This is a genomic window from Streptomyces sp. NPDC041108 (genome assembly GCF_055592645.1).
The window spans coordinates 210778-232637 of record NZ_JBVIYK010000001.1 but is presented as its reverse complement, the minus strand read 5'-3'; the positions used below and the strand labels follow the sequence as shown (position 1 = coordinate 232637).

16 protein-coding genes and 3 pseudogenes are annotated in these 21860 nt (G+C 71.6%); 10 read left to right on the top strand and 9 right to left on the bottom strand.

Annotation, left to right across the window (positions count from 1 at the left end):
• Positions 1-13 precede the first annotated feature (13 nt).
• Positions 14-280 (top strand): annotated as a pseudogene (locus ACZ6BB_RS00940) (transposase family protein); the annotation flags it as partial.
• Between the two features lie 180 nt (positions 281-460).
• On the opposite strand, the gene ACZ6BB_RS00935 reads toward ACZ6BB_RS00940, so the two are convergent.
• The 3 genes from ACZ6BB_RS00935 to ACZ6BB_RS00925 all read right to left on the bottom strand — a co-directional run bounded on the left by ACZ6BB_RS00935 (position 461) and on the right by ACZ6BB_RS00925 (position 4175).
• Positions 461-1504, bottom strand: coding sequence for an ABC transporter ATP-binding protein (locus tag ACZ6BB_RS00935; RefSeq protein WP_471613203.1), 1044 nt, complete (start codon positions 1502-1504; stop codon positions 461-463).
• Positions 1501-3042: an ABC transporter permease gene (locus ACZ6BB_RS00930; protein WP_471614085.1), complete on the bottom strand. Its 1542-nt coding sequence runs from the start codon at positions 3040-3042 to the stop codon at positions 1501-1503. The genes ACZ6BB_RS00935 and ACZ6BB_RS00930 overlap by 4 nt, the downstream gene beginning before the upstream one ends.
• A gap of 86 nt (positions 3043-3128) precedes the next feature.
• Complete coding sequence (locus tag ACZ6BB_RS00925) at positions 3129-4175, bottom strand: iron ABC transporter substrate-binding protein (RefSeq protein ID WP_471613202.1); 1047 nt, start codon at positions 4173-4175, stop codon at positions 3129-3131.
• Between the two features lie 275 nt (positions 4176-4450).
• On the opposite strand from ACZ6BB_RS00925, the gene ACZ6BB_RS00920 reads away from it, so the two are divergent.
• Complete coding sequence (locus tag ACZ6BB_RS00920) at positions 4451-6946, top strand: AMP-binding protein (protein WP_471613201.1); 2496 nt, start codon at positions 4451-4453, stop codon at positions 6944-6946.
• A 369-nt stretch (positions 6947-7315) separates the two neighbouring features.
• Here the strand turns inward: ACZ6BB_RS00920 and ACZ6BB_RS00915 are convergent, their stop codons facing one another.
• Entirely contained in the window at positions 7316-8107 is a 792-nt protein-coding gene (locus ACZ6BB_RS00915; RefSeq protein ID WP_471613200.1) for a hypothetical protein, read from the bottom strand.
• Entirely contained in the window at positions 8104-8742 is a 639-nt protein-coding gene (locus ACZ6BB_RS00910) for an ABC transporter ATP-binding protein (RefSeq protein WP_471613199.1), read from the bottom strand. Before ACZ6BB_RS00910 ends, ACZ6BB_RS00915 begins: the two co-directional genes overlap by 4 nt.
• A gap of 324 nt (positions 8743-9066) precedes the next feature.
• Here ACZ6BB_RS00910 and ACZ6BB_RS00905 point away from each other — a divergent pair, with 324 nt between their 5' ends.
• Entirely contained in the window at positions 9067-10296 is a 1230-nt protein-coding gene (locus ACZ6BB_RS00905; RefSeq protein ID WP_471613198.1) for a flavin-containing monooxygenase, read from the top strand.
• Between the two features lie 162 nt (positions 10297-10458).
• Positions 10459-10647, top strand: a pseudogene (locus tag ACZ6BB_RS00900) (IS5 family transposase); the annotation flags it as partial.
• Between the two features lie 145 nt (positions 10648-10792).
• On the opposite strand, the gene ACZ6BB_RS00895 reads toward ACZ6BB_RS00900, so the two are convergent.
• From ACZ6BB_RS00895 to ACZ6BB_RS00885, 3 genes and pseudogenes are all read right to left on the bottom strand, one after another.
• Positions 10793-12229 (bottom strand): non-reducing end alpha-L-arabinofuranosidase family hydrolase, encoded by a 1437-nt coding sequence (locus tag ACZ6BB_RS00895; RefSeq protein WP_471613197.1) that lies wholly within the window; start codon positions 12227-12229, stop codon positions 10793-10795.
• A 555-nt stretch (positions 12230-12784) separates the two neighbouring features.
• Positions 12785-13295: pseudogene (locus ACZ6BB_RS00890) on the bottom strand (hypothetical protein); the annotation flags it as partial.
• A gap of 18 nt (positions 13296-13313) precedes the next feature.
• Positions 13314-13538, bottom strand: a complete 225-nt coding sequence (locus tag ACZ6BB_RS00885) for a heavy-metal-associated domain-containing protein (RefSeq protein ID WP_471613196.1) — start codon at positions 13536-13538, stop codon at positions 13314-13316.
• A 201-nt stretch (positions 13539-13739) separates the two neighbouring features.
• On the opposite strand from ACZ6BB_RS00885, the gene ACZ6BB_RS00880 reads away from it, so the two are divergent.
• The 6 genes from ACZ6BB_RS00880 to ACZ6BB_RS00855 all read left to right on the top strand — a co-directional run bounded on the left by ACZ6BB_RS00880 (position 13740) and on the right by ACZ6BB_RS00855 (position 21232).
• A complete protein-coding gene (locus tag ACZ6BB_RS00880) occupies positions 13740-15548 on the top strand; it encodes a methylmalonyl-CoA mutase family protein (protein WP_471613195.1) in 1809 nt (602 codons plus the stop codon).
• Complete coding sequence (gene scpA / locus ACZ6BB_RS00875; RefSeq protein WP_471613194.1) at positions 15548-17731, top strand: methylmalonyl-CoA mutase; 2184 nt, start codon at positions 15548-15550, stop codon at positions 17729-17731. Before ACZ6BB_RS00880 ends, scpA begins: the two co-directional genes overlap by 1 nt.
• On the top strand, positions 17728-18717 hold the full coding sequence (gene meaB, locus ACZ6BB_RS00870; protein WP_471613193.1) for a methylmalonyl Co-A mutase-associated GTPase MeaB: 990 nt from the start codon (positions 17728-17730) through the stop codon (positions 18715-18717). Before scpA ends, meaB begins: the two co-directional genes overlap by 4 nt.
• A 146-nt stretch (positions 18718-18863) precedes the next feature.
• Positions 18864-19394, top strand: a complete 531-nt coding sequence (locus tag ACZ6BB_RS00865; RefSeq protein WP_471613192.1) for a hypothetical protein — start codon at positions 18864-18866, stop codon at positions 19392-19394.
• A gap of 149 nt (positions 19395-19543) precedes the next feature.
• Positions 19544-20224 carry a class F sortase gene (locus tag ACZ6BB_RS00860; protein WP_471613191.1) on the top strand — a complete coding sequence of 227 codons (681 nt, stop codon included), beginning with the start codon at positions 19544-19546 and terminating at the stop codon, positions 20222-20224.
• A 192-nt stretch (positions 20225-20416) separates the two neighbouring features.
• Positions 20417-21232, top strand: a complete 816-nt coding sequence (locus ACZ6BB_RS00855) for a carbonic anhydrase (protein WP_471613190.1) — start codon at positions 20417-20419, stop codon at positions 21230-21232.
• 83 nt (positions 21233-21315) lie between these two features.
• Here ACZ6BB_RS00855 and ACZ6BB_RS00850 read toward each other — a convergent pair whose 3' ends face one another.
• Positions 21316-21765, bottom strand: coding sequence for a DUF6299 family protein (locus tag ACZ6BB_RS00850; protein WP_471613189.1), 450 nt, complete (start codon positions 21763-21765; stop codon positions 21316-21318).
• Between the last annotated feature and the right edge of the window lie 95 nt (positions 21766-21860).

Genomic DNA, 21860 nt, shown 5'->3' with positions numbered 1-21860 from the left:
GTGTCGCGCGATCATGGTCAATCGGGCGGTTCTTGCGCATCGGCTGTTCACGGGGATCTCGCGGCGTCATCTGGCCTGCCTGACAGAGGAGTTGGCCGTGCCGTGGCAGGCCGGAGTCGAAGGCCGCCGCCATGCTGCGCGAGGCGGGGTCAGGAAGCGGGCCGAAGGAGCCGGCGCCCGCCACCAACTGGTCTTCGTCGATCGGCTGACTGGCACGCTGATTCATCTGCGGCACGATCCTCCGCACGCCACCCTGGGACCGGTTCACCCGATATCACGGCGGGCCGGGCAGTTGGATCAGAGGTCCGGCTCCACCGCTCGTCTACGCGGGGCAGATGGCAACGGTCCGTCGCTGAGGGCGATCCGCTGCCGGAGCGTTGGCGAACCTGGACGAACAGCGGGTTCGAGTAGGACGACGGGTCGCCCCTGGGGTTCTCCGGCGCGTCGGCAAATGGCGGGCCTACGGGTGGAGTGTGGCCTCGCCCGTCACGCGGATGCCGGTCTCCTGGCCGGGGCCGACCGGCAGTGGGCCCGCGACACGGATGTCCACCGTGCCGTCGATGCCGTGGACGGCGATGGTCACCTTGGCGTCGTGGCCGTAGAAACACACGTCGGTCACTGTGCCTCTCACCGCTGCGGTGTCTGCGTCGGTCAGCCGCAGTTGCTCGGGGCGCAGTACGACCGTGCCGGTGTGCAGCCCGTCCGGTGGTGAGGCCAACACCACGGGGCCCAGCGGTGTGTGGGCCGTGGACCTTCTGTCGGCGACCGTGCCCTGGAGGAGTACGGCGTCGCCTACGAAACCGGCGACCCAAGGATCGGCGGGGCGCCGGTAGAGGTCCTGCGGGGTGTCGCACTGGACGACCCGGCCCTGCCGTACGACGGCCACGAGGTCGGCGGTGGACAGGGCCTCCTGCTGGTCGTGGGTGACGAGCAGCGCGGTGGCTCCGGTCGCCCGCAGGGCGGCGCGCACATCCGCCCGCACCCCGGTGCGCAGCGCGCTGTCGAGGGCGTTGAACGGCTCGTCGAGCAGGACGAGCGCGGGGCGGGGAGCGAGCGCCCTGGCCAGGGCGATGCGCTGTTGCTGTCCCCCGGACAGCTCGTGCGGCATCCGGTCGCCGTAGCCGGCGAGCCCGACCAGGTCCAGCATCTCCTCCGTACGCCGTCGCCGCTCACCGCGGTCGAGACCGGTCAGGCCGAAGGCCACATTGCGCGCCACACTCACATGGGGAAAGAGTGCCCCTTCCTGCGGGACGATGCCGATGCGGCGCCGCTCCGGCGGTAGATGGACACCGGGGCCGGCCAGGGTGCGTCCGCCGACGGTGACCGCGCCCGAGTCGGCGCGCAGGAACCCGGCGACGATGCGCAGCAGGGTGGTCTTGCCGCAGCCGGACGGCCCGAGCACGGCGGCCAGCGAGCCGCCCGGCACCGAGAGGTCCAGCCCCTGGAGGACGGGGGCCTGGGGGCCGTAGGACTTGGTGAGTCGCTCGATGTGGAGGTCGTTCATGTGCGGTGCCTGCCCAGGAGGTAGGAGGGGACGGCGGCGAGCAGGATGAGGGCTGCGGCGTAGGGTGCGGCGGCCGCGAAGGAACCGGCTCCGGTCTCGGTCCACAGCCGGGTGGCGAGGGTGTCCATGCCGGTGGGGCGCAGCAGCAGCGTGGCGGGCAGTTCCTTCATGCAGACCACGAAGGTCAGGGCGGCACCGGCCGCCACCCCCGGTGCGGCCAGCGGCACCGTCACCTCGCGCAGTACGCGCAGGGGTGAACGGCCGAGCGAGCGGGCCACGTCCTCCAGCACGGGCGGCGCCTGGAGGACGGCGGCCCGGGTGGCGGCCACCGCGACCGGCAGGAACAGGACGGCGTACGCGCAGACCAGCAGCGGGAGTTGCTGGTAGAGCGGGTAGGCGTAGCGGACCGCGAAGAAGACCAGGGAGAGCGCGACCGTGATGCCGGGCAGCGCGTGCCCCGCGTAGGCGGCCTGCTCCAGCAGCGAGGCGCCGCGCCCACGGTGCCGTGCGGCGATCACCCCGACGGGCAGGGCCAGCAGGGTGGTGAGGGCGGCTCCGGCCGCGGCGACCCCCAGCGTGGCCCACGCGGTCTCGGCCAGGGCGCCGAGGTCCCAGGTCGCGGAGGTGCCGACGGCCAGCCAGTAGCCGAGGGTGCCCAGCGGAAAGGCGACCGCGACGGCCGTCACCGCGCCGCACCAGGCGAGGGCGGGGATCCGCCAGCGTCCGAGCGGCGCCGGGACAGCGGGGCGTGCCGTCCCGCCGCCGGTCCTCGCGTGTCCCGCGCGGCCCCGGGTGCGGGCCTCGGCGGCGACCAGCGCCACCGTCATCACCACCAGCACGACGCTGAGCGCGGCGGCCGGGGTGCGGTCGAAGGAGGCCCGGTAGGAGGTGTGAATGGCGCGGGTGAAGGTGTCGTACCGCATCAGGGAGACGGCGCCGAAGTCGGAGAGTACGTACAGCGCGACGAGCAGCGCCCCGCCCGCGGCGGCCGGGCGGAGCTGGGGGAGGGTGACCCGGAGGAAGGTGCGCAGGGGGCCGTTGCCGAGGGAGCGGGCGGCCTCCTCCTGTGCCGGGTCGATGCCGCGCAGCGCTGCGGCGACGGGCAGGTGGACGTACGGAAAGCTCACCAGGGTCAGCGCGAGCGCGGCCCCGGCGAATCCGGTGGTCCGGGGCACGGCGGCCAGCCAGGCGAAGGCGGCGACATAACTGGGCACGGCGAGCGGCAGGGTGGCCAGCACCGACCAGGCGCGGGCTCCTGGCAGGGCGGTGCGCACGGTGAGCCAGGCCAGTGAGATGCCGAGCACCAGGCAGGCCGCCACCACGACCGTCGTCAAGGTGAGGCTGCGGCCGAGGAGTTGGAGGGTGCGTTCGTCGGCGACGACCTCCCACGCGTAGCCCGGCCCCCGTTCGAGGGCGCGGACTGCGAGGTAACCGAGCGGCAGCAGGGCGAACAGAGCGGCGATGCAGGCGGGGACGAGCAGGATCAGCGGAGGTCTGCGGCCGGAACCGGCGCCGGCCCCGCGCGGGGTCGTACGCACGCGCCGGCGCCCGGCCGGAGCAGGTGCCCCGGCCGGGCACTCCGCGGACTCCGCCGTGCTCGCGGTTTCCGTGGGGCTCACGATCGTCAGACCAGCCCGACGTCCTGGAGCATGGCCAACGTCTCCTGGAGCGACTCCAGCTTGCCGAGGTCGATCTCGGGGGACTGGAGGGAGTCGAACGGCGGCAGGCCCTCGACGGTGCTGGTGACGCCCGCGGCCAGCGGGTACTCCTTCGTCGTGTCGGCGAAGTAGGTCTGCGCCTCCTTGGACAGCAGGTAGTCGACGGCCTTCTGGGCGGTCTCGGTCTGGCCGCTGTCCTTGAGGATGCCGACGCCGGCCGCGTTGATCAGCGCGCCGGGGTCCTTGCCGGGCAGGAAGTGGAGCTCGGCGTTGACCTTCTCCTCGCCCTTCTCCGCGACCCGCTCGTACCAGTAGTAGTGGTTGACCAGGCCGATTTCGACCTCGCCGGCCTCGACCGCGTCGAGCGTGGCGAGGTTGTGGGCGTACGTCTTGCCGTTGGCCTTCAGGCCCTCGAGCCACTCGCGCGTGGCGTCGTCGCCCTCCAGGACGCGCATGCCGGTGACGAACGCCTGGAAGGAGGCGTTGGTGGGGGCGAAGCCCACCTTGCCCTTCCATTCGGGCTGCACCACGTCGTGGACGCTGTCCGGGACGTCGGACTCATCGACCTTGTCCGGGTTGTACGCGATGACGCGCACGCGGCCCGACAGCCCCACCCAGTCGCCGGCGTTGCCGCGGTAGGCCGGATCCACCTCGTCGAGGCTGGACTGCGGCAACTTCGCCAGCATGCCCTCCTTGGAAAGGGCGCCGAGCGCGCCCGCGTCCTGCGAGAAGAACAGCCCGGCCTTGGTGCGGTCGCCCTCCTCCAGGATCTGCGCCGCCAGTTCGGCGCTGTCGCCGTAGCGCACCTCGACCTCGCTGCCGACGGCCTTCTCCAGCTTGTCCAGGATCGGCTTGACCAGCTTCTCGTTGCGCCCGGAGTAGATGACGAGGCCGGCGTCGCCGCCGTCCGCCGAGCCGCCCCCGTCGTTGTCGGAGCCGCAGGCGGCGAGGGCAGGGAGGAGCAGGCCGGCCGCGAGGAGCGTGGTGATCCGGCCGGCCAGGGGGCGTCGCATGTGGTGTGCCTTCCTGCGTGGCTCGCCGTGACGCCGCGGGTCGCGTCGTCGGTCGGCGGGCGGTGAAGCGATGCTTTCGAGCCAACTGTGAACATGCTATGAATAAGGTAAAGCTTGCCTAACCGTCAAGGGATCTGTGCTAATTGCGGACGCTGCCGCAGAAAGGTCGCGCGCCCGTGATAGACCCTCTCGGACCTCTGTCGGACCAGCTCACCCGCCCAATGCCGCGCACCTCGATGCGCTTTCCGTCACCGCCGCCTCTACGGCTGCGCGGTGTGCCGTTCGCACGGAACCTCGCCTCGTACGGTGACCGCACCGCACTGATCACGCCAACGGGCGAGGTCAGCTACCGGACGCTCGCCGAACAGGTCGCCACCACCGCCGAACGCCTCGGCACCACACGCCGCCTGGTCCTGCTGGCCGGGGCGAACCGCGTCGACGCCCTCGTCCTCCACCTCGCGGCACTGGCCGCCGGCCACCCCGTCCTGCTCGTGCCCGGCGACAGCACCGGCACCATCGACGCCCTGACCGCCGCATACGACCCGGACGTGATCGCGCGACCGGACGGCCACGGCACCTGGGCGCTCGACGAGCGGCGGACCGAGAGCGCACACACCCTCCACCGGGATCTGGCGCTGCTGCTCAGCACCTCCGGTTCGACCGGCTCGCCGAAGCTGGTCCGGCTCTCCGCCGAGAACCTCCAGGCCAACGCCGAGTCCATCGCCACGTATCTGGACATCCGCGACAGTGACCGCGCGGCCACGACACTGCCCATGCACTACTGCTACGGCCTGTCCGTCATCCACAGCCACCTCCTGCGCGGCGCCGGGGTGATCCTCACCCAACGGTCCGTCGCCGATGCCGACTTCTGGGAGGAGTTCCGCACAGCTCGCGGCACCTCACTCGCCGGCGTGCCGTACACCTTCGACCTGCTCGACCGGGTCGGCTTCGAGCGCCTGCGACTGCCTCACCTGCGGTATGTCACCCAGGCCGGTGGGCGCCTGGCGCCCGAACGGGTCGCCCGCTACGCCGAGTCCGGTCGCCGTGCGGGCTGGGAGCTGTTCGTGATGTACGGGCAGACCGAGGCGACGGCCCGCATGGCGTATCTGCCTCCGGCCCGCGCGGCCGAGCGCCCGCAAGCCGTGGGACTGCCGATCCCCGGTGGCTCCTTCCACATCCGGCCGGTGGACGGCATCGACGAGCCCGACACCGGCGAACTGGTCTATTCCGGCCCGAACGTCATGCTCGGCTACGCCGAGAGCCCGACGGACCTCGCCCTGGGACGCACGGTCGAGGAACTGCACACCGGAGACATCGCCCGGCGCGCCCCCGACGGGCTGTACGAGATCGTGGGACGCCGTAGCCGGTTCACCAAGATCCTGGGTCTGCGCATAGACGCGCAGCGCGTCGAGGCCATCCTGGAAGGGCACGGCATACGGGCGTTCTGCACGGGAGACGACGACGCACTGGCCGTGGTCGCGATCCCCACCGCCGGTGTCGACGCGGCACGCATCCGGCGTCTGGTGGCGGACGGTTCCGGCCTGCCGCCCCGCGCGATACATGCGCGGACGGTGCCCGAGCTCCCGCGGCTCGCAACGGGCAAGCCGGACTACGAGGCCGTACGACGGCTGGCGTGCGAGTCGGAAGCGCCGCTGCCCGTGCGGGGCGCCACCACCGACGACCTCTGTTCCCTCTACGCCGAGATACTCGACCGGAGCGATGTCACCGAGGACAGCAGTTTCGTAAGCCTGGGCGGCGACTCGCTCTCCTACGTCGAGATGTCCCTCCGGCTGGAGCAGGCGGTGGGCGTGCTGCCCGCCGACTGGCACACGACACCGATCCGGGACCTGCACGGCCCCGACACCGCGCGGAACACGGGCGCAAGGCGTGGGCCGCGGCGCACCCTGGACACCGGAATCGCCCTGCGCGCGATCGGCATCGTACTGATCGTGGGCTCGCACATCCCCGTGTTCGCCGTCCAGGGCGGCGCCCATGTACTGCTCGCTGTCGCGGGCTTCAACTTCGCCCGCTTCCACCTCACCGCCCACGAACGCCCGGAGCGGCTGCGCCGGCTGTGGCGCAGCATCGCGCGCATCGCCGTGCCGAGCATGGTGTGGATCACCCTCGCGCTGTTGCTGACAGGCGAATACGACCTGGCCAACGTCGTGCTGGCCAACAGTCTCTTCGAACAGGACGGATCGGACCCGGAGTGGCGGTACTGGTTCGTCGAGGCTCTCGTCTACTTCCTGGCCGGGCTGGCGGCGCTGCTGGCGATCCCGTTGCTCGACCGTGTGGAGCGGCGCAGCCCGTTCGGCTTCGCCCTGGCGCTGGTGGGCCTGGGGACGGTCGGGCGCTACGACCCCTGGGACCTGGCGCATATCCGCTACCACCTGAGTCCCACCGTGGTGTTCTTCCTGTTCGCACTGGGCTGGGCGGCGGCGCGGGCCCGTACGACGGCACAGCGGCTGCTGCTGACCGCCGTTGTGCTGGTCACTGTGCAGGGGCTGTTCCCCGAAGGACAAACCCTGCGGACCTCCGTCGTCGTGGGCGGACTGACCCTGCTGCTGTGGATCCCGGCCCTGCCCAGCCTCGATCCACTCAACCGACTCGCGGCCGTCCTGGCGGGCAGCTCGCTGTACATCTACCTGACGCACTTCCAGGTCTACCCCTACCTGAGAGACCACCCCCCGGTCCTGGCCCTGTTGGTCTCCATGGTGGTCGGTGTGGCGTACGGGACCGTAGCCGCACGCCTGACGCGCAGACTGTGCTGACGGGCTGGCCGTGAGGGCGAACCGGAGTTCCTGGGCAGCCTTGACGCCCCCTGACGCTCCTTCTCGGGAGAACCTCGACGCCCCTCACGACGGCGGACACGGCCAGTGCGAGGCCCGTGGTGACCGCGGCGCCACAACCTGAACACGAGGCCGCCCCGGCCGCGGACCCGTCCGCGTCGCCAGCGCGTTCGCGCCCACCTGCACGAAAGCGCACCGCGCGCCGCCGCTGGCCCGAGCCGAGTGGCGGCCCGTGCCGGGGCGCACCGCTGCCGGCCATCGCCGCCGAAATGCCAGGCGAGAGCGGGTGTGGCGGCGCCTCCGGGACTTCTCAGCCCGCGTCGGCACGCGGTCATCGCGGCACGACGGCGATCACCCTGCCCGGGCCCCCGTCCTTCGGGACACCGGGGAGCGGGAAGGGCGGTGTGTGTGGAGGACGAGCAGGGCCAGGGCGCCGGTCGCCGCGGACCAGGTGAGGGAGAGCAGGCCGTGGGACCAGGGGATCCGTGGGGTCAGGGCCGAGCTCAGCGCCAGTTGGGTCACGCCGTACAGAGGAAAGGCGGCCACGCCTGCCACCTCCATGAGTGTGTTGAAGACGGGGTTCTGCAGGCCGGTGTCGACCAGGCTGAGCATGATGATGAGGAAGAAGCCCTCCAACTCGCCGCGGACCAGTGAGCCGAGCAGAAGGCCGATGCCGCCGTAGGCGAGGCCCGCGCCTGCGAGGGCCAGTCCCAGGGGGACCACGTGGTCCACGGGCAGGGAGATCCACAGCAGAATCGTGGTGTAGAGGGCCAGCAGGGCGGCGGTGAGGGCGACGGCGGCGAGTTTGGCCAGCAGCATCGGAAGTCGGGGGTAGCCGGACAGCAGCAGACGGCGGTCCATCCGCCGGGACTGGAAGGTCTCGGTGAAGGTGACGAAGCCGGCGACCATGGTGACGGCGCCCAGCGCGCTGGCCACCTGAGCCACCCGGCTCGCCGGGACGGAGACGGAGGCGCTGATGGCGTCGAGCCGGATGCCCACCACCGCGTCGGAGGTGCACAGGCGTGCCACGGCGATCCAGAGCGGGATGAACGCGACCGCCAGAGCCAAGGCCAGCCGGTTGCGCAGGTGGCCCAGCAGAGTGCAGCGCAGCAATTCGATGAATGCCGTCCAGGTGAGCCTCAACGGTCGGTCTCCTCGAAGTGCAGACGGCCCTGGCGCAGGTGGGCGATCGCGTCGAAGTGGTGCCGGTCGTGCAGCAGGTGCGACACCACGATGATCGAACGGCCCTGATCACGCAGGCAGGCGGCCAGGGTCCAGAACCGCTGATGGGTGTCCCAGTCGAAGCCCTGGTAGGGCTCGTCCAGGACCAGCAGCTGCGGATCGTGCATGAGAGCGATCAGCAGGTTCAGCTTCTGCCGCGTTCCGCCGCTGAGCTCACCGACCTGCTGTCGTCGGCAGCCGGTCAGCGCCATCAGCTCCATCAGCTCGGAGGCGCGATCCTGCGTCGGCAGCCGGTACGCCATCTGGAAGAGCCGCAAGTGCTGTCCGACGGTGAACGCATCGTTCAGTACCGCTCGTTGCGGGCAGTACCCCACCGCCCCGGTCCGTGTCACCGTTCCGCGGTCGGGTGCGAGGTGTCCCACGGCGATCCGCAGCAGAGTGCTCTTGCCTGCCCCGTTCTCGCCGACGACTCCCACCAGCGTCCCGGCGGGGACATCAAGGTCGACGTCGCGCAGGATCTGCCTGCCGCCGTACGCCTTGCAGACTCCACTGATCCGCAGCCGCGGAAGGTGGCGGCGCGTCGTTACTGCCTGCACATGAGCCCCTCGAAAGATCGGACAGGTGTAACGAGCCGGCCCGGAGCCCGCCGCAGAGGCCGGGCCGAGCAGGCTCACGCCCTGGCCTCTCCGGATCATGGCTGCTCAGCTGCGCTCGACCGGAGGATCCGGGCTCCGGGCGGCTCCCTGTGCAAGGCAGGCGCGCTGCTGCCCGGTGTCCAACGAGTCCGTGCCGCCGGTGTAACGGCGGCCACCCGCTGTTCCGGCGAACAGTCGGCAACGCCGCTTCAGCGGCTCGTGGTTCGTGGCTCGTGCCGTCGGGTCGAACGTGACGTGAGCCGCGGTCTGTCGTTGTAGAGGCCGATGCCCGCGACACCACAGCCAGACTTCCACCCGCCCACGATCGTGATCGGAGCCGGTCCCCACGGCCTGGCGGCCGCCGCGCTACTGCGCCGGTCCGGAGTACCGGCCGTGATTTTGGAACGGTCGGACCGAGTCGGAGCGAGCTGGGCGCAGCGCTATGACCATCTGAGACTGCACACCACCCCCGGCACCTCGAAACTCCCCGGCCTGCCGGTGCCGCGCCAGGCGGGCCCATGGGTGAGCCGGGACGACTATGTGCGATACCTGAAGGACTACGTCACCCATCACCGACTCGACGTCCGGGTGAGCACCCCGGCGCAACGCATCGAACGGGCCGAGACCGCTTCGGGCACCCGGTGGCTGGTCCGCACCCCCGACGGTCCGGTGCCCACGGGTGCGGTGGTGGTGGCCACCGGCCGCTGCCACACCCCGGACCTCCCCCAGTGGCCCGGGCGTTCGACCTTCACCGGCACGCTGCTGCACTCGGCCCACTACCGCTCTGCGGCCCCCTACCGCGGGCAGCATGTCCTGGTGGTCGGCGCCGGCAACAGCGGAACCGAGATCGCGAGTGTCCTGGCCGGGGCCGGAGGCGCACGGGTACGGATCGCGGTCCGTACCCCGCCCAACATCCTGCCCCGCTCCAGCGCCCGATGGCATGCGGTCGGCCGACTGACGGAGGCCCTCCCGCTCGCGTGGCGCGACCGCACCTCCCTGCTCACGCAGCGTCTCGCGGTGCCCGACCTGACCTCACGGGGACTGCCGCGGCCCCGCACGGGTCTGTACACCCGCAATGTCCGCGAAGGTGTCAACCCCGTGCTCGACCACGGCTTCGTGGACGCCGTCCGGTCCGGGCGCGTCGAGCCGGTCGCTGCCGTCCAGGCGTTCGACGGCCCCGACGTGTTACTGGCCGACGGCACCCGACTGCGACCCGACACGGTCATCGCAGCCACCGGCTACCGGCCCGGCCTGCACGACCTGGTCGGCTCTCTGGGCGTACTCGACGAAGCCGGGCAACCCCTCGCCGTGGGGGCACGGACCCATCCCGCGGCCCCGCGCCTGTACTTCGCCGGATACAGCAATCCCCTCACGGGTGTCCTTCGCCAGGCGGGCATCGAGGCGCGCGCCATCACCCACGCACTTCGACGTGAGACGGCGCGGGCAACCCTCCTCACCGCACAGGTCGGCGACCGCACGGCCGACACACCTGGACAAGTGCACACTCCGAGCTGACGGAGCTTCGAAAGCCCGGCCCTCAGCGGCGTGCCCTGCAGGGTGACCGGACTCCGCGGTCACGGCCGGAGACAGGGGCACGGATGGCGTTTCGTTCTGTCCGTTGTCCGCTGCGGGCGTGGTGCAGGGCCCTCCGGTGTGAAGGGCCCTGCACCAGTGGTGGCGTCGGATCTAGACGACGTGGGCTGGGCCGTCTCGGTGGACTCCACCCGTCTGCCGGGCCCACCCGCATTCGGCCGGAGCCAGGAGAAAGGGGTGCCCGGCCGGTCCGAGCCCGAGGACCACGCACTCGGCGTACCAGGTCGGGCATCGGCAGGTGACTGCCGAGGAGGGCGTCGGATGAGAGTCCACGAAAGAGAGGAACCCCAGCCGACGCGCGGCTGGGGTTCCTCAAGGCGGTGAGTGTCGGTCAGCAGGTGGAGTTACCCACGCCGTAGACCGCTCGTCCACGCGTCGGCGGACCGCACCCCATCGCGATCACCGTGGATCAGGCGGGTCAGCGCTGCAGGGTGAGCAGGCCCGGCCGGTACGGCAGTTCCAGGTAGGGGGCGCCGTTCGATGTGGGGTTTCTGCCCTGGTAGAGGAACTGCAGGTTGCAGGGGTCGATGGTCATGGTCTGGTCGGGGTTGTCGCGGACCAGGTCACCGTGGCTGATGTCGTTGGTCCAGGTGGCACCGCTGTTGGCCTTGCCCGCGAAGGGGTTGCTCTCCGTGGCGGCCTGCGGGGTCCACGCACCGTTCAGGCTGGAGGCCGTGAACGAGCGGAAGAAGCGCTGCTCGTTCGCGCCCCGAGCCTCGACGATCATGAGGTACTGGTTCTGGCCCTTGACCTTGTAGACCTCCGGCGCCTCGAACAGGTTCTTCTCGGTGTCGCTCATGACCGTCGTGAACGAGGAGCCGAAGCTGCCGGGGAAGTTCCCGATCGGCATGCTCGCCCGGTAGATGCTGCCGTTGTCAGCGGCGAAGAACAGGTACATGTTCTGGCCGTCGGCGATCATGGTCGGGTCGATCGGGGCATCCTTCCGGTTCGGATCGGGGTTCGGGGGAAGGGTGCCGGTGAACAGCGGCTGCTTGGCGGACCAGCCGTTGGGGTTGGTGGGGTCGCTGGACGTGCGGTAGTAGAGCGGCCACTGGCTCCACTGGGACACCATCACCCAGATGTTCTTGGGCGCGAAGTAGAACAGTTCGGGCGCCACCGCGGACTCGTTCATCGGGGTCTGGGTGGCCGCCCCCATGTCCGACCAGTTCGTGAAGGGACTGAACATCGTCGAGCCCCAATTCTTTCCGTCGGAGGTGGTTGCGTAGACCAGGTTCTTGCCGTTGTACTTCACGGTGGTGAAGTCCTTCAGCGCGAGCTGCCCGTTCGCCGGCTGCGCCAGCGGGCCGGTCGATGTCCACCGGTAGGTCGACGGAAGGGCACACGTGTTGCTCGTCCCGGACAGGCCGGTCCACTTCTGGTTGGTGCCGCCGTGGCAGGACCAGATCTGCACTGCCGTGCCGTTGGCCTTGCCCCAGCCGGCGACCTCCAGGCACAGCCCGGACCGGACGCCGACGATCGTGCCGTCGGTGTTCACCCGCCACTGCTGGTTGTCACTGCCGTTGCAGTTCCAGATCTGCACCGGGGTGCCGGACGTGGTGGCGCCGCCCCGGACATCCAGGCACTTGTTGCCGTACACGGTCAGCTGGTTGCTGTCCGTCAGTGTCCACTGCTGGTTGACTCCGCCGTGGCAGTCCCAGATCTGGACGTTCGCGCCGTCGGTCTGGCTGAAGCCCGACACATCGAGACACTTGCCGGAGTCGACACCGCGCACGTCGCTGGTGGTGGCCGCCTGAGCCGGGCCGGCGACGAGCAGCGCCGCCAGCGCGGTCAGGGCCGCGACCGCGGCGGCGAGCACCGCGGAGGGGCGTCTGCGGCTGAAACTACGTCTGTGCATAAGGACCTCGTCATCCTTGAGCAAGCGGCTCCGGTTCGGCCCGTCCGGGGCTGTCCGAAGGCGGTGTGGTGCGACCCTCGATGTCCGGTATGCCGAACAAGGGTCGAAGTGTCGAGCAATTGGATGATAAGGATCCGGTGATCAACGTCAATAGCTCGCGCAGAATTCGCAAGCAGGAACATTCACAGACTGAAACCGGGCGGCTTCAAGACCCGTGGTCGTACGGGTCTTCGGCGTGAGGGGCAGGTAGCGGTGCGGGCGCGGGCTCGGTGATCATTACGGACCCCGGCCAGGTCGCCCACCCGAGCCTCAGGCTCGGATCGATGCCCGACCCGCGCTCACGGCGGGGCCGGTGGCACTCACTGACGCCGGTCCGGTCGGCGTGCGCCCGCGGCGGTCGCCTGCCGTGGCGATCGGGCGTGTGCCGGGGGCTGTTGACGGCGACGCCCCGGACCGGGCGGTGGCTGCCCACCTCGCCGAGCGGCACCGCGCGACCGACCAGCGCCGCGGAGGGATCGTGGGCGTCCCGGCCTCCAGGGTGCGGCGGAGATCCACTCATCGCCGCCCGCGGACCGGATCGGCCGGCATCATCGGCTCGATCCGGTCCCCCATCGCATCAGTGGTCAGCAACCGACAGGCACATCCGGTCGACTGAGGTTCATGGTTCCTGTCCTCCCCGATCGGTTCGAGGCCGAGGGCGATGTGCTCCCCTCGCCCGTGGCACGGCGGGCGGCGGGCCGGGGGGTCAGGCGTTCGCCCGGACCGCCTCGGCGCGCGGCGGGTCAGGCGTTCGCTGGACCGCCTCGGCGGTGGGCTCCGGGTCGGATTCGGGCCGCGTCGCCGGCGCCCGCCGGGCTCGGCCGGTCCGCGACGGGCGAGGCGCGTGAGCCGGGTGGCCAGGGGCTCCGTCCAGCGGGCGGTGAGGGGGCCGAGGACGACCAGGATGAGGACGTACGCGGTCGCGAGGGGACCGACGCGGGGCTCGACGCCGACGGCGAGGCCGGCGATGACGATCGAGAACTCGCCCCGGGCGACCAGTCGTTCCGCCCTCCCGCCAGCGGCCTTTGACGGACTGCTTCCCGGCTCAGGCCGCGGCCCGCCGTACGACCTCCGCCACCTCGTAGCCCGCCTCGACGATCGCCGCGCGCACGGCCGCGTCGTCGGCCGCCTCCCCGCGTACGGTCACCAGGCCGGCGCGCACGTCGACGTCGACCTCGGTGACGCCGGGCACCGCGGCGACCTCCTCGGCGACGCTCGTGGCGCAGTGGTCGCAGCTCATTCCGGACACGGTGAAGTATTTCTCGGCCATGGGTCGCTCCTGTCCTCGGGCGGCCCGGTGACCGTGCCGTCGAGGGCGCACGGGCCGTGGCACGAGGTACGGCGGACGGCCGGGACCCGTTCAGCCCCGGTCCGGCGACGGCCGCGCGGCGGTCCATGGTCGTTCCGGAGAGGGCAAGGTCACAGCCGTGCCCCCTGCTGCTCCTTTGCGCCTCTGGCCTAGCATCCGAGCATGACGGTCCTGCCTGACGACGGGCTTGAGCTGGCCGCCGAGTTCCCTGACGCAACCCACGAGCAGTGGCAGCGCCTCGTTGCGGGCGTGCTGCGCAAGTCGGGCAAGGACGTCGAGGGCGCTCAGGCCGAGGAAGCCCTGTCCACCGCGCTGGAGGACGGGCTGCGCACCCGTCCTCTCTACACAGCGCACGACATCGCGCCCCCTTCCGGTCTCCCCGGTTTCGCGCCCTTCGTACGAGGAGGCCGGGCCGCGGGCAACACCGTCGGCGGCTGGGACGTACGCCAGCGGCACACGGCGGCGGACGGCGACGCGGTCCTCGCCGACCTGGAGAACGGCGTCACCTCCCTGTGGCTGGTGCTCGGCGAGACCGGTCTGCCGGTGTCCTCGCTCGGCCGGGTCCTGGACGGCGTGTATCTGGACCTCGCGCCGGTCGTGCTGGACGCGGGCGCCGAGACGGAGTCCGCGGCACGGGAGTTGCTGCGCCTGTACGCCGAGCGGGGCGTCGCCGGGGAGGCGGCGCGCGGCAACCTGGGCGCGGACCCCCTGGGGCACGAGGCCCGCACCGGGCAGACGTACGACTTCGCGCCCGTGGCCGGGCTCGCCCGCCGGTGCGCCGAGGAGTACCCGGGGCTGCGGGCGCTGACCGTGGACGCGCTGCCGTACCACGAGGCCGGTGGCTCGGCCGCCCAGGAGCTGGGTGCCTCGCTGGCCACCGGTGTCGCGTATCTGCGGGAGCTGACCGGGGCCGGGCTGCGCGTCGAACAGGCGTGTACGCAGCTGGAGTTCCGGTACGCGGCGACGGCCGACCAGTTCCTGACCATCGCCAAGCTGCGGGCGGCGCGGCGGCTCTGGGCCCGGGTGGCCGAGGTGTGCGGGGCGCCGGCGGCCGGGGCGCAGGTCCAGCACGCGGTGACCTCGCCGGTGATGATGACGCGCCGCGACCCCTGGGTGAACATGCTGCGCACGACCATCGCCACGCTGGCCGCCGGGGCGGGCGGCGCCGACTCCGTCACCGTGCTGCCCTTCGACCACGCCCTCGGGCTGCCGGACGCGTTCGCCCGGCGGATCGCCCGCAACACCTCCACCATCCTCGTCGAGGAGTCCCACCTCGCCCGGGTGATCGACCCGGCGGGCGGCTCCTGGTACGTGGAACGGCTCACGGACGAACTGGCCCACGCGGGCTGGGAGTTCTTCCAGGAGATCGAGCGCGCGGGCGGCCAGGCGGCGGCCCTGCGCTCCGGCGCCGTACGGGAGCGCCTCGCCGAGACCTGGGCGGCCCGCAGCGCGAAGCTCGCCAAGCGGCGTGAACCCGTCACGGGAGTCAGCGAGTTCCCCCATCTGGCCGAGAAGCCGGTCGTCCGCGAACCGGCGCCCGAGCCGCCGTCCGGCGGTCTCCCCCGTGTCAGCCGCGACGAGGCGTTCGAGGCGCTGCGCGCCCGCTCGGACGCCCATCTCGCCGCGACGGGATCCCGGCCCCGCATCCACCTGGCGTCCCTGGGCCCCGCCGCCGCGCACACCGCCCGGACGACCTTCGCCGCCAACCTCTTCCAGGCGGGCGGCATCGAGCCCGTCACCGAGGGCACGTTCGAGGAGAGCGGCGCCACCGAGGTCTGCCTGTGCTCCAGCGACGCGCTCTACGAGGAGCGCGCCTCGGCCGTGGCGGCCGAGCTGAGGGCCGCCGGTGCCGCGCACGTGTTCCTCGCCGGCCGCCCCGGGCCGTACACCGATGTCGACGCCTTCGTCTTCGCGGGCTGCGACGCCGTGGCCGTGCTGTCCGCGGCCCTCGACCGCATGGGAGTGTCCTGATGACCGTCCCCTCCGTCCCCGACTTCTCCGGGATCGAGCTGGGTTCCCCGGCCGTCGGCGGCGGTGCCGACGAGTGGCGTACGGCGGTGAAGAACGCGGCGGGCGGTGACGACCTGCTGTGGGAGACCCCGGAGGGCATCCCGGTCAAGCCGCTGTACACCGGGCAGGACCTGGAGGGCCTGGACTTCCTGGGCACCTACCCCGGCATGGCGCCGTATCTGCGCGGCCCGTACCCGACGATGTACGTCAACCAGCCGTGGACCATCCGCCAGTACGCGGGCTTCTCCACCGCCGAGGAGTCGAACGCCTTCTACCGGCGCAACCTGGCGGCCGGTCAGAAGGGCCTGTCGGTCGCCTTCGACCTGCCGACCCACCGCGGCTACGACAGCGACCACCCGCGCGTGACGGGTGACGTCGGCATGGCGGGCGTGGCGATCGACTCGATCCTCGACATGCGGCAGCTCTTCGACGGCATCCCGCTGGACAGGATGACCGTCTCCATGACGATGAACGGCGCGGTGCTGCCCGTGCTCGCGCTCTACATCGTGGCGGCCGAGGAGCAGGGGGTGCCGGCCGAGAAGCTGGCGGGGACCATCCAGAACGACATCCTCAAGGAGTTCATGGTCCGCAACACCTACATCTATCCGCCGAAGCCGTCGATGCGGATCATCTCCGACATCTTCGCCTTCACCTCACAGAGGATGCCGCGCTACAACTCCATCTCGATCTCCGGCTACCACATCCAGGAGGCGGGTGCGACGGCCGACCTGGAGCTGGCGTACACCCTCGCCGACGGAGTCGAGTACATCCGGGCGGGCCGGGAGGCCGGCCTGGACGTGGACGCGTTCGCGCCCCGGCTGTCGTTCTTCTGGGCGATCGGCATGAACTTCTTCATGGAGATCGCCAAGCTGCGCGCGGCCCGCCTGCTGTGGGCGAAGCTGGTGAGGCAGTTCGACCCGCAGAACGCCAAGTCCCTCTCGCTGCGCACCCATTCGCAGACCTCGGGCTGGTCGCTGACCGCGCAGGACGTGTTCAACAACGTCACGCGGACGTGCGTGGAGGCGATGGCCGCCACCCAGGGCCACACCCAGTCGCTGCACACCAACGCCCTCGACGAGGCTCTGGCCCTGCCCACCGACTTCTCCGCGCGCATCGCCCGCAACACCCAGCTCCTCATCCAGCAGGAGTCCGGCACCACCCGGGTCATCGACCCCTGGGGCGGCAGCGCCTACGTCGAGAAGCTGACGTACGACCTCGCCCGCAGGGCCTGGCAGCACATCCAGGAGGTCGAGGCGGCGGGCGGCATGGCCCAGGCCATCGACGCGGGCATCCCCAAGATGCGCGTGGAGGAGGCGGCGGCCCGCACCCAGGCCCGGATCGACTCGGGGCGGCAGCCGGTCATCGGCGTCAACAAGTACCGCGTCGAGACCGACGAGCAGATCGACGTCCTCAAGGTCGACAACTCCTCCGTCCGCGCCCAGCAGATCGAGAAGCTGCGCCGGCTGCGCGCGGACCGCGACGAGCGGGAGTGCCAGGACTCGCTGGACGCGCTCACCCGGGCCGCCGGCGGCGAGGGCAACCTGCTGGAGCTGGCGGTGCGGGCGGCCCGCGCCAAGGCCACGGTCGGCGAGATCTCCGACGCCCTGGAGAAGGTGTACGGCCGGCACGCGAGCCAGATCCGTACGATTTCCGGCGTGTACCGCAACGAAGCAGGCGAGTCCCCGAACGTGGAGCGCACCCGGAGCCTGGTGGACTCCTTCGCCGAGGCCGAGGGCCGCCGGCCGCGCATCCTGGTCGCCAAGATGGGCCAGGACGGCCACGACCGGGGCCAGAAGGTGATCGCGACCGCCTTCGCCGACCTGGGCTTCGACGTGGACGTCGGCCCGCTGTTCCAGACCCCGGCGGAGGTGGCCCGGCAGGCCGTCGAGGCGGACGTGCACATCGTCGGGGTGTCCTCGCTGGCGGCCGGCCACCTCACCCTCGTACCGGCGCTGAAGGAGCAGCTGGCCGAGGAGGGGCGTGCGGACATCATGATCGTGGTCGGCGGGGTGATCCCGCCGCAGGACGTGCCCACGCTCCTGGAGATGGGCGCGGCGGCCGTGTTCCCGCCCGGGACGGTGATCCCGGACGCGGCGTACGACCTGGTGGAGAGGCTGTCGCACGACCTCGGACACGACCTGTGATCGATGTCGGCGCCTATGTCGAGGGGGTGCTCGGAGGGAAGCGGGCGGTCGTCGCACGCGCCATCACCCTCGTCGAGTCCACCCGGCCCCAGCACCGCGCTCTGGCACAGAAACTGCTGACCGAGCTGCTCCCGCACAGCGGCCGGGCGCGGCGGATCGGGGTCAGCGGGGTGCCGGGCGTCGGCAAGTCGACGTTCATCGACGCGTTCGGCACGATGCTGACCTCGCTCGGGCACCGGGTGGCGGTGCTGGCGGTGGACCCGTCGTCGAGCCGTACCGGCGGTTCGATCCTCGGCGACAAGACCCGGATGGAGCGCCTGGCCGTCGACCCGGCGGCCTTCGTCCGGCCCTCCCCCACCGCGGGGACCCTCGGCGGGGTCGCCAAGGCCACCCGGGAGTCGATCGTGGTGATGGAGGCGGCCGGCCACGACGTGGTGCTGGTGGAGACCGTCGGTGTCGGCCAGTCCGAGACGGCCGTCGCGAACATGGTCGACTCCTTCCTCCTCCTCACCCTCGCCCGCACCGGCGACCAGCTCCAGGGCATCAAGAAGGGCGTCCTGGAGCTGGCCGACGTGCTCGCCGTCAACAAGGCGGACGGCCCGCACGAGCGCGACGCCCGTACGGCGGCCCGTGAGCTGGCGGGCGCCCTGCGGCTGATGCACGGCAGGGACGCGGCCTGGACGCCGCCGGTGCTGAGCTGCAGCGCCCGTGAGTCGACCGGTCTGGACGCCGTGTGGGAGCGCCTGGAGCAGCACCGCACGCTCCTCGACTCCACCGGCCGCCTCGCCGCCAAGCGGCGGGACCAGCAGGTCGACTGGACCTGGTCGATGGTCCGCGACGAACTCCTCGGCCGGCTGCGCACCCACCCCGGCGTCCGCTCCCTCACCCCGGGCCTCGAACAGCGGGTCAGGGACGGTGAGCTGACGGCCACGCTGGCGGCCGAGCGGATCCTGGAGGCGTTCGGGGACTCCGTACGGGAGGAGTAGCCGCGCCGGGCGGCCGCCGCGGTTCACCCGGCTGAGCGCCCCGAGTGGTGGCGGAACGGGATCCGGCTGACGGTGGATCACGTCGGAGCCGGGTCAAGTCAGCTGACGAAGCACCAGCTGCCCGGCTGTGACGGAAGGACCATCAGATGCGTTCTGCTCGCATGCTTCTCGCCACCGCGGCGGCCGGCGCCGTCCTCGCCATCGCCGCACCCGGCGCGTACGCCGACGGTGACACGTGGGACCACGAGGACCATGGCTACAGCAAGGAGCACGACAAGGACAGCAGCCACGACGGACCGCGCGGCGGAGTTCACACGGGTGGCGGTGCGCTGACCTCGCTGAACACCGAGGAGGGCTGGGGCTCCGAGCGGGGCGCCAAGCCCCACGCGGGGGGCTGGGACAAGGAGGAGGCCACGAAGGAGGGCCAGGACAAGGAGTCCTGGAAGGGTGAGAACGGCAACGAGTCGTGGAAGGGCGAGCAGGACAAGGGCTCCTGGAAGGACGAGCAGGAGGGGTCCTGGAAGGACGACCACGACAAGCCGCGCGGCGGTATGCACACCGGTGGCGGCGCGCTCGCCTCGCCCACGGTGACCGCGGGCGGGATGGCCGTCCTCGCGGTGGCCGGTACGGGCCTGTACGCCCTGCGGCGCAGGAAGACCGCCGGAAGCGTGGCCTGAGCCCATGCCGGGCGCGATACCTGGCGCGATAGCGGCCGCGGCCGCCACACCGTGTGTCGTGTGGCGGCCCGGCCGGCGTTCCGGCGTGTCCCCCGACCCCCTCCGCCCGACCGTCCGTTCCGCTGCCGTACCTGGTGAGGTGGTGTCCGATGGCAGCCCGTCCTTCTCCTCCCGGCACCGATCCGGTGCCGACCCGCCCCAGCGCCCGCGTCAACCTGACCGCGGTGTGCGCCGTGGGCCTGATGATCCTGGCGGTGAGCCTGTTCGGCGGTGAGGACTCCCCGGCCGATGCCTCCCGCCCACCGAACGCCCGGCACGCCCCGCAGGCCGCCCCCGCCGAGGAGGAGGCCCGCCCCGCGGAGCCCCCGGCGGGGCGGGCGAGCGGGTCCCGGCCGGTCCGGCTGCTCATCCCGAAGATCCGGGTGAGCGCCCCGTTCGTCCCCCTGTACGTCGGCCGCTCCGGGCAGTTGCAGGCTCCGCCCGCCGACGACGTGAACCTCGTGGGCTGGCACGCCGAGGGCGCCGCCCCCGGGGAGACGGGCACGTCGATCATCGCCGGGCACGTCGACACGAAGACCTCGCCGGCCGTCTTCGCGGGGCTCGGCGAACTGGGGAAGGGGGACGTCTTCCACGTCGTACGCGCCGACCGCGAGCGGGTGTCCTTCGTGGTCGACGACGTCGCGACGTTCGAGAAGGACGACTTCCCCGACGAGCGGGTGTACGCCGACGCCTCCCGGCCGGAGGTCCGGCTGATCACCTGCGCGGGCGACTACGACCGCAGGGTCATGGACTACACGGAGAACCTGGTGGTCTTCGCGCACCGGACGTGAGGGCCTCACCGGCCGAGGCCGGAGGAGAGAGCGCTCCCGTCGCGCGGACTGAACAGCAAGCGACCAGCTGCCCAAAAACCGGCACTGAACTGACCAAGAATCATTCAAGGGTCAGCCATGATTGATCAACACTCGTCCATGATTCGGCATCTTGAACATTTGAGCGTTTAGGCCGGACGTACGTTCCTGCCCGTGAATCCTGACGCAGCACCCCACAGAGGCGATGCCGCCGAGGCGACCGCCACCGGCGCCGACGCCCCGATATCCCACGCGAAGCCTCGCGGCCGACGCTCACTCCTGCGCGCCGCACTGGCCGGCACCGCCGTCGTCGGCGGCGGTCTCGCCGTCGGCGCCTTCCCGGCGAACGCCGAGCCCGTCACCCGCTCCGCCCCCGCGCACGTGGAGCCCCCCACCCGCAAGCGTCCGAGCACGGCGGACGAGGCGCTGAAGGAACTCTCGCAGGGCAACCGCCGTTGGCGGACCCTGCACGAGCAGCACCCGGACGAGGGTTACGCCCTGCGCAAGGCCCTGACGAACGGTCAGCAGCCCTTCGCCCTCGTTCTCGGCTGCATCGACTCCCGTGTCCCCCCGGAGCTGGTCTTCGACCAGGGCCTCGGCGACCTGATGACCGTGCGCAGCGCGGGCGAGGTGCTGGACCAGTCGGTGCTCGGCAGCGTCAAGTACGGCGTGCTCGAACTGAACATCCCGCTGGTCGTGGTGCTCGGTCACCAGTCCTGCGGGGCCGTGAAGGCCGCCGTCGCGGTGGACGAGAGCGGTGAGGAGCTGCCGAGCGGCATCCAGTACATCGCCGACGAGATCGCTCCGGCCATCGACCACAGCGTGACCGGCGACGCCCGGGTCGCGGCGACCATCGACGCCAACATCCGGCTCGTCCGCTCCAAGGTCGTGGCCGACCCCGACATCGCCGCCCGGCTGAAGGCCGGCAAGGTGGCCGTCGTCGGCGCCCGTTACGACCTGACGACCCAGCGCGTGCACCTGCTCAAGTAGCAGGCCCCCGGCAGGCGGAAGGCGGCTCCGGTGGACCACCCGCCACCGGAGCCGCCTTCGTGCTGCCGCGCCCGGCCGCGGGCTCAGCCCTCGACGAGGGTGATGTCCTGCTGCCGCACCGCGTGGAACCGGGGCAGCGGCAGACCGCCGCCCGACAGCTCGGTGACGGTGGCCTCCACCTCTGCCGGGCCCGGCAGATAGCGGCCCGGCTCGGCCCGGTCCGTGTTGGTCCAGGTGTGCTCGGCGCCGTCGCAGACGGCCGACGACCCGCCGACCCCCTTGCGGACCCTGCTGTCGCCCTGCCGGAGCGAGGACGAGACGAACACGGGGCCGCTGCCGCCGAGGCAGCGGTACGTGCCGGACAGGGTGAGGGTGCCGTCCGGGGCGACGTACCCGGTGGGGTCGATGGTCACCGTCTCGGTCGGATCATGGACGGCGCCGGCGGACGGGGCGGCGGCGAGCAGCAGCGCCGCGGCACCGGCGGCGGCGCCGAGCACGCGCGGGACCTGCGAGAAGACCGGGGGCAAGGGCATGGGATACCTCCTCGGAACGGGGTTCCAGAGGTACCGGCCCGGCCGGTGCGCGCCGGTGATCGTCACCCCCGCGTCGGCGCGTCGGTTCGGCCGTC

What these genes read in the sequence shown, in the direction of transcription:
- ACZ6BB_RS00935 (WP_471613203.1), bottom strand. Translation starts at nt 1,504, where the DNA reads ATGAACGACCTCCACATCGAGCGACTCACCAAGTCCTACGGCCCCCAG.
- ACZ6BB_RS00925 (WP_471613202.1), bottom strand. Translation starts at nt 4,175, where the DNA reads ATGCGACGCCCCCTGGCCGGCCGGATCACCACGCTCCTCGCGGCCGGC.
- ACZ6BB_RS00905 (WP_471613198.1), top strand. Translation starts at nt 9,067, where the DNA reads ATGCCCGCGACACCACAGCCAGACTTCCACCCGCCCACGATCGTGATC.
- ACZ6BB_RS00895 (WP_471613197.1), bottom strand. Translation starts at nt 12,229, where the DNA reads ATGCACAGACGTAGTTTCAGCCGCAGACGCCCCTCCGCGGTGCTCGCC.
- ACZ6BB_RS00885 (WP_471613196.1), bottom strand. Translation starts at nt 13,538, where the DNA reads ATGGCCGAGAAATACTTCACCGTGTCCGGAATGAGCTGCGACCACTGC.
- ACZ6BB_RS00880 (WP_471613195.1), top strand. Translation starts at nt 13,740, where the DNA reads ATGACGGTCCTGCCTGACGACGGGCTTGAGCTGGCCGCCGAGTTCCCT.
- scpA (WP_471613194.1), top strand. Translation starts at nt 15,548, where the DNA reads ATGACCGTCCCCTCCGTCCCCGACTTCTCCGGGATCGAGCTGGGTTCC.
- ACZ6BB_RS00865 (WP_471613192.1), top strand. Translation starts at nt 18,864, where the DNA reads ATGCGTTCTGCTCGCATGCTTCTCGCCACCGCGGCGGCCGGCGCCGTC.
- ACZ6BB_RS00860 (WP_471613191.1), top strand. Translation starts at nt 19,544, where the DNA reads ATGGCAGCCCGTCCTTCTCCTCCCGGCACCGATCCGGTGCCGACCCGC.
- ACZ6BB_RS00850 (WP_471613189.1), bottom strand. Translation starts at nt 21,765, where the DNA reads ATGCCCTTGCCCCCGGTCTTCTCGCAGGTCCCGCGCGTGCTCGGCGCC.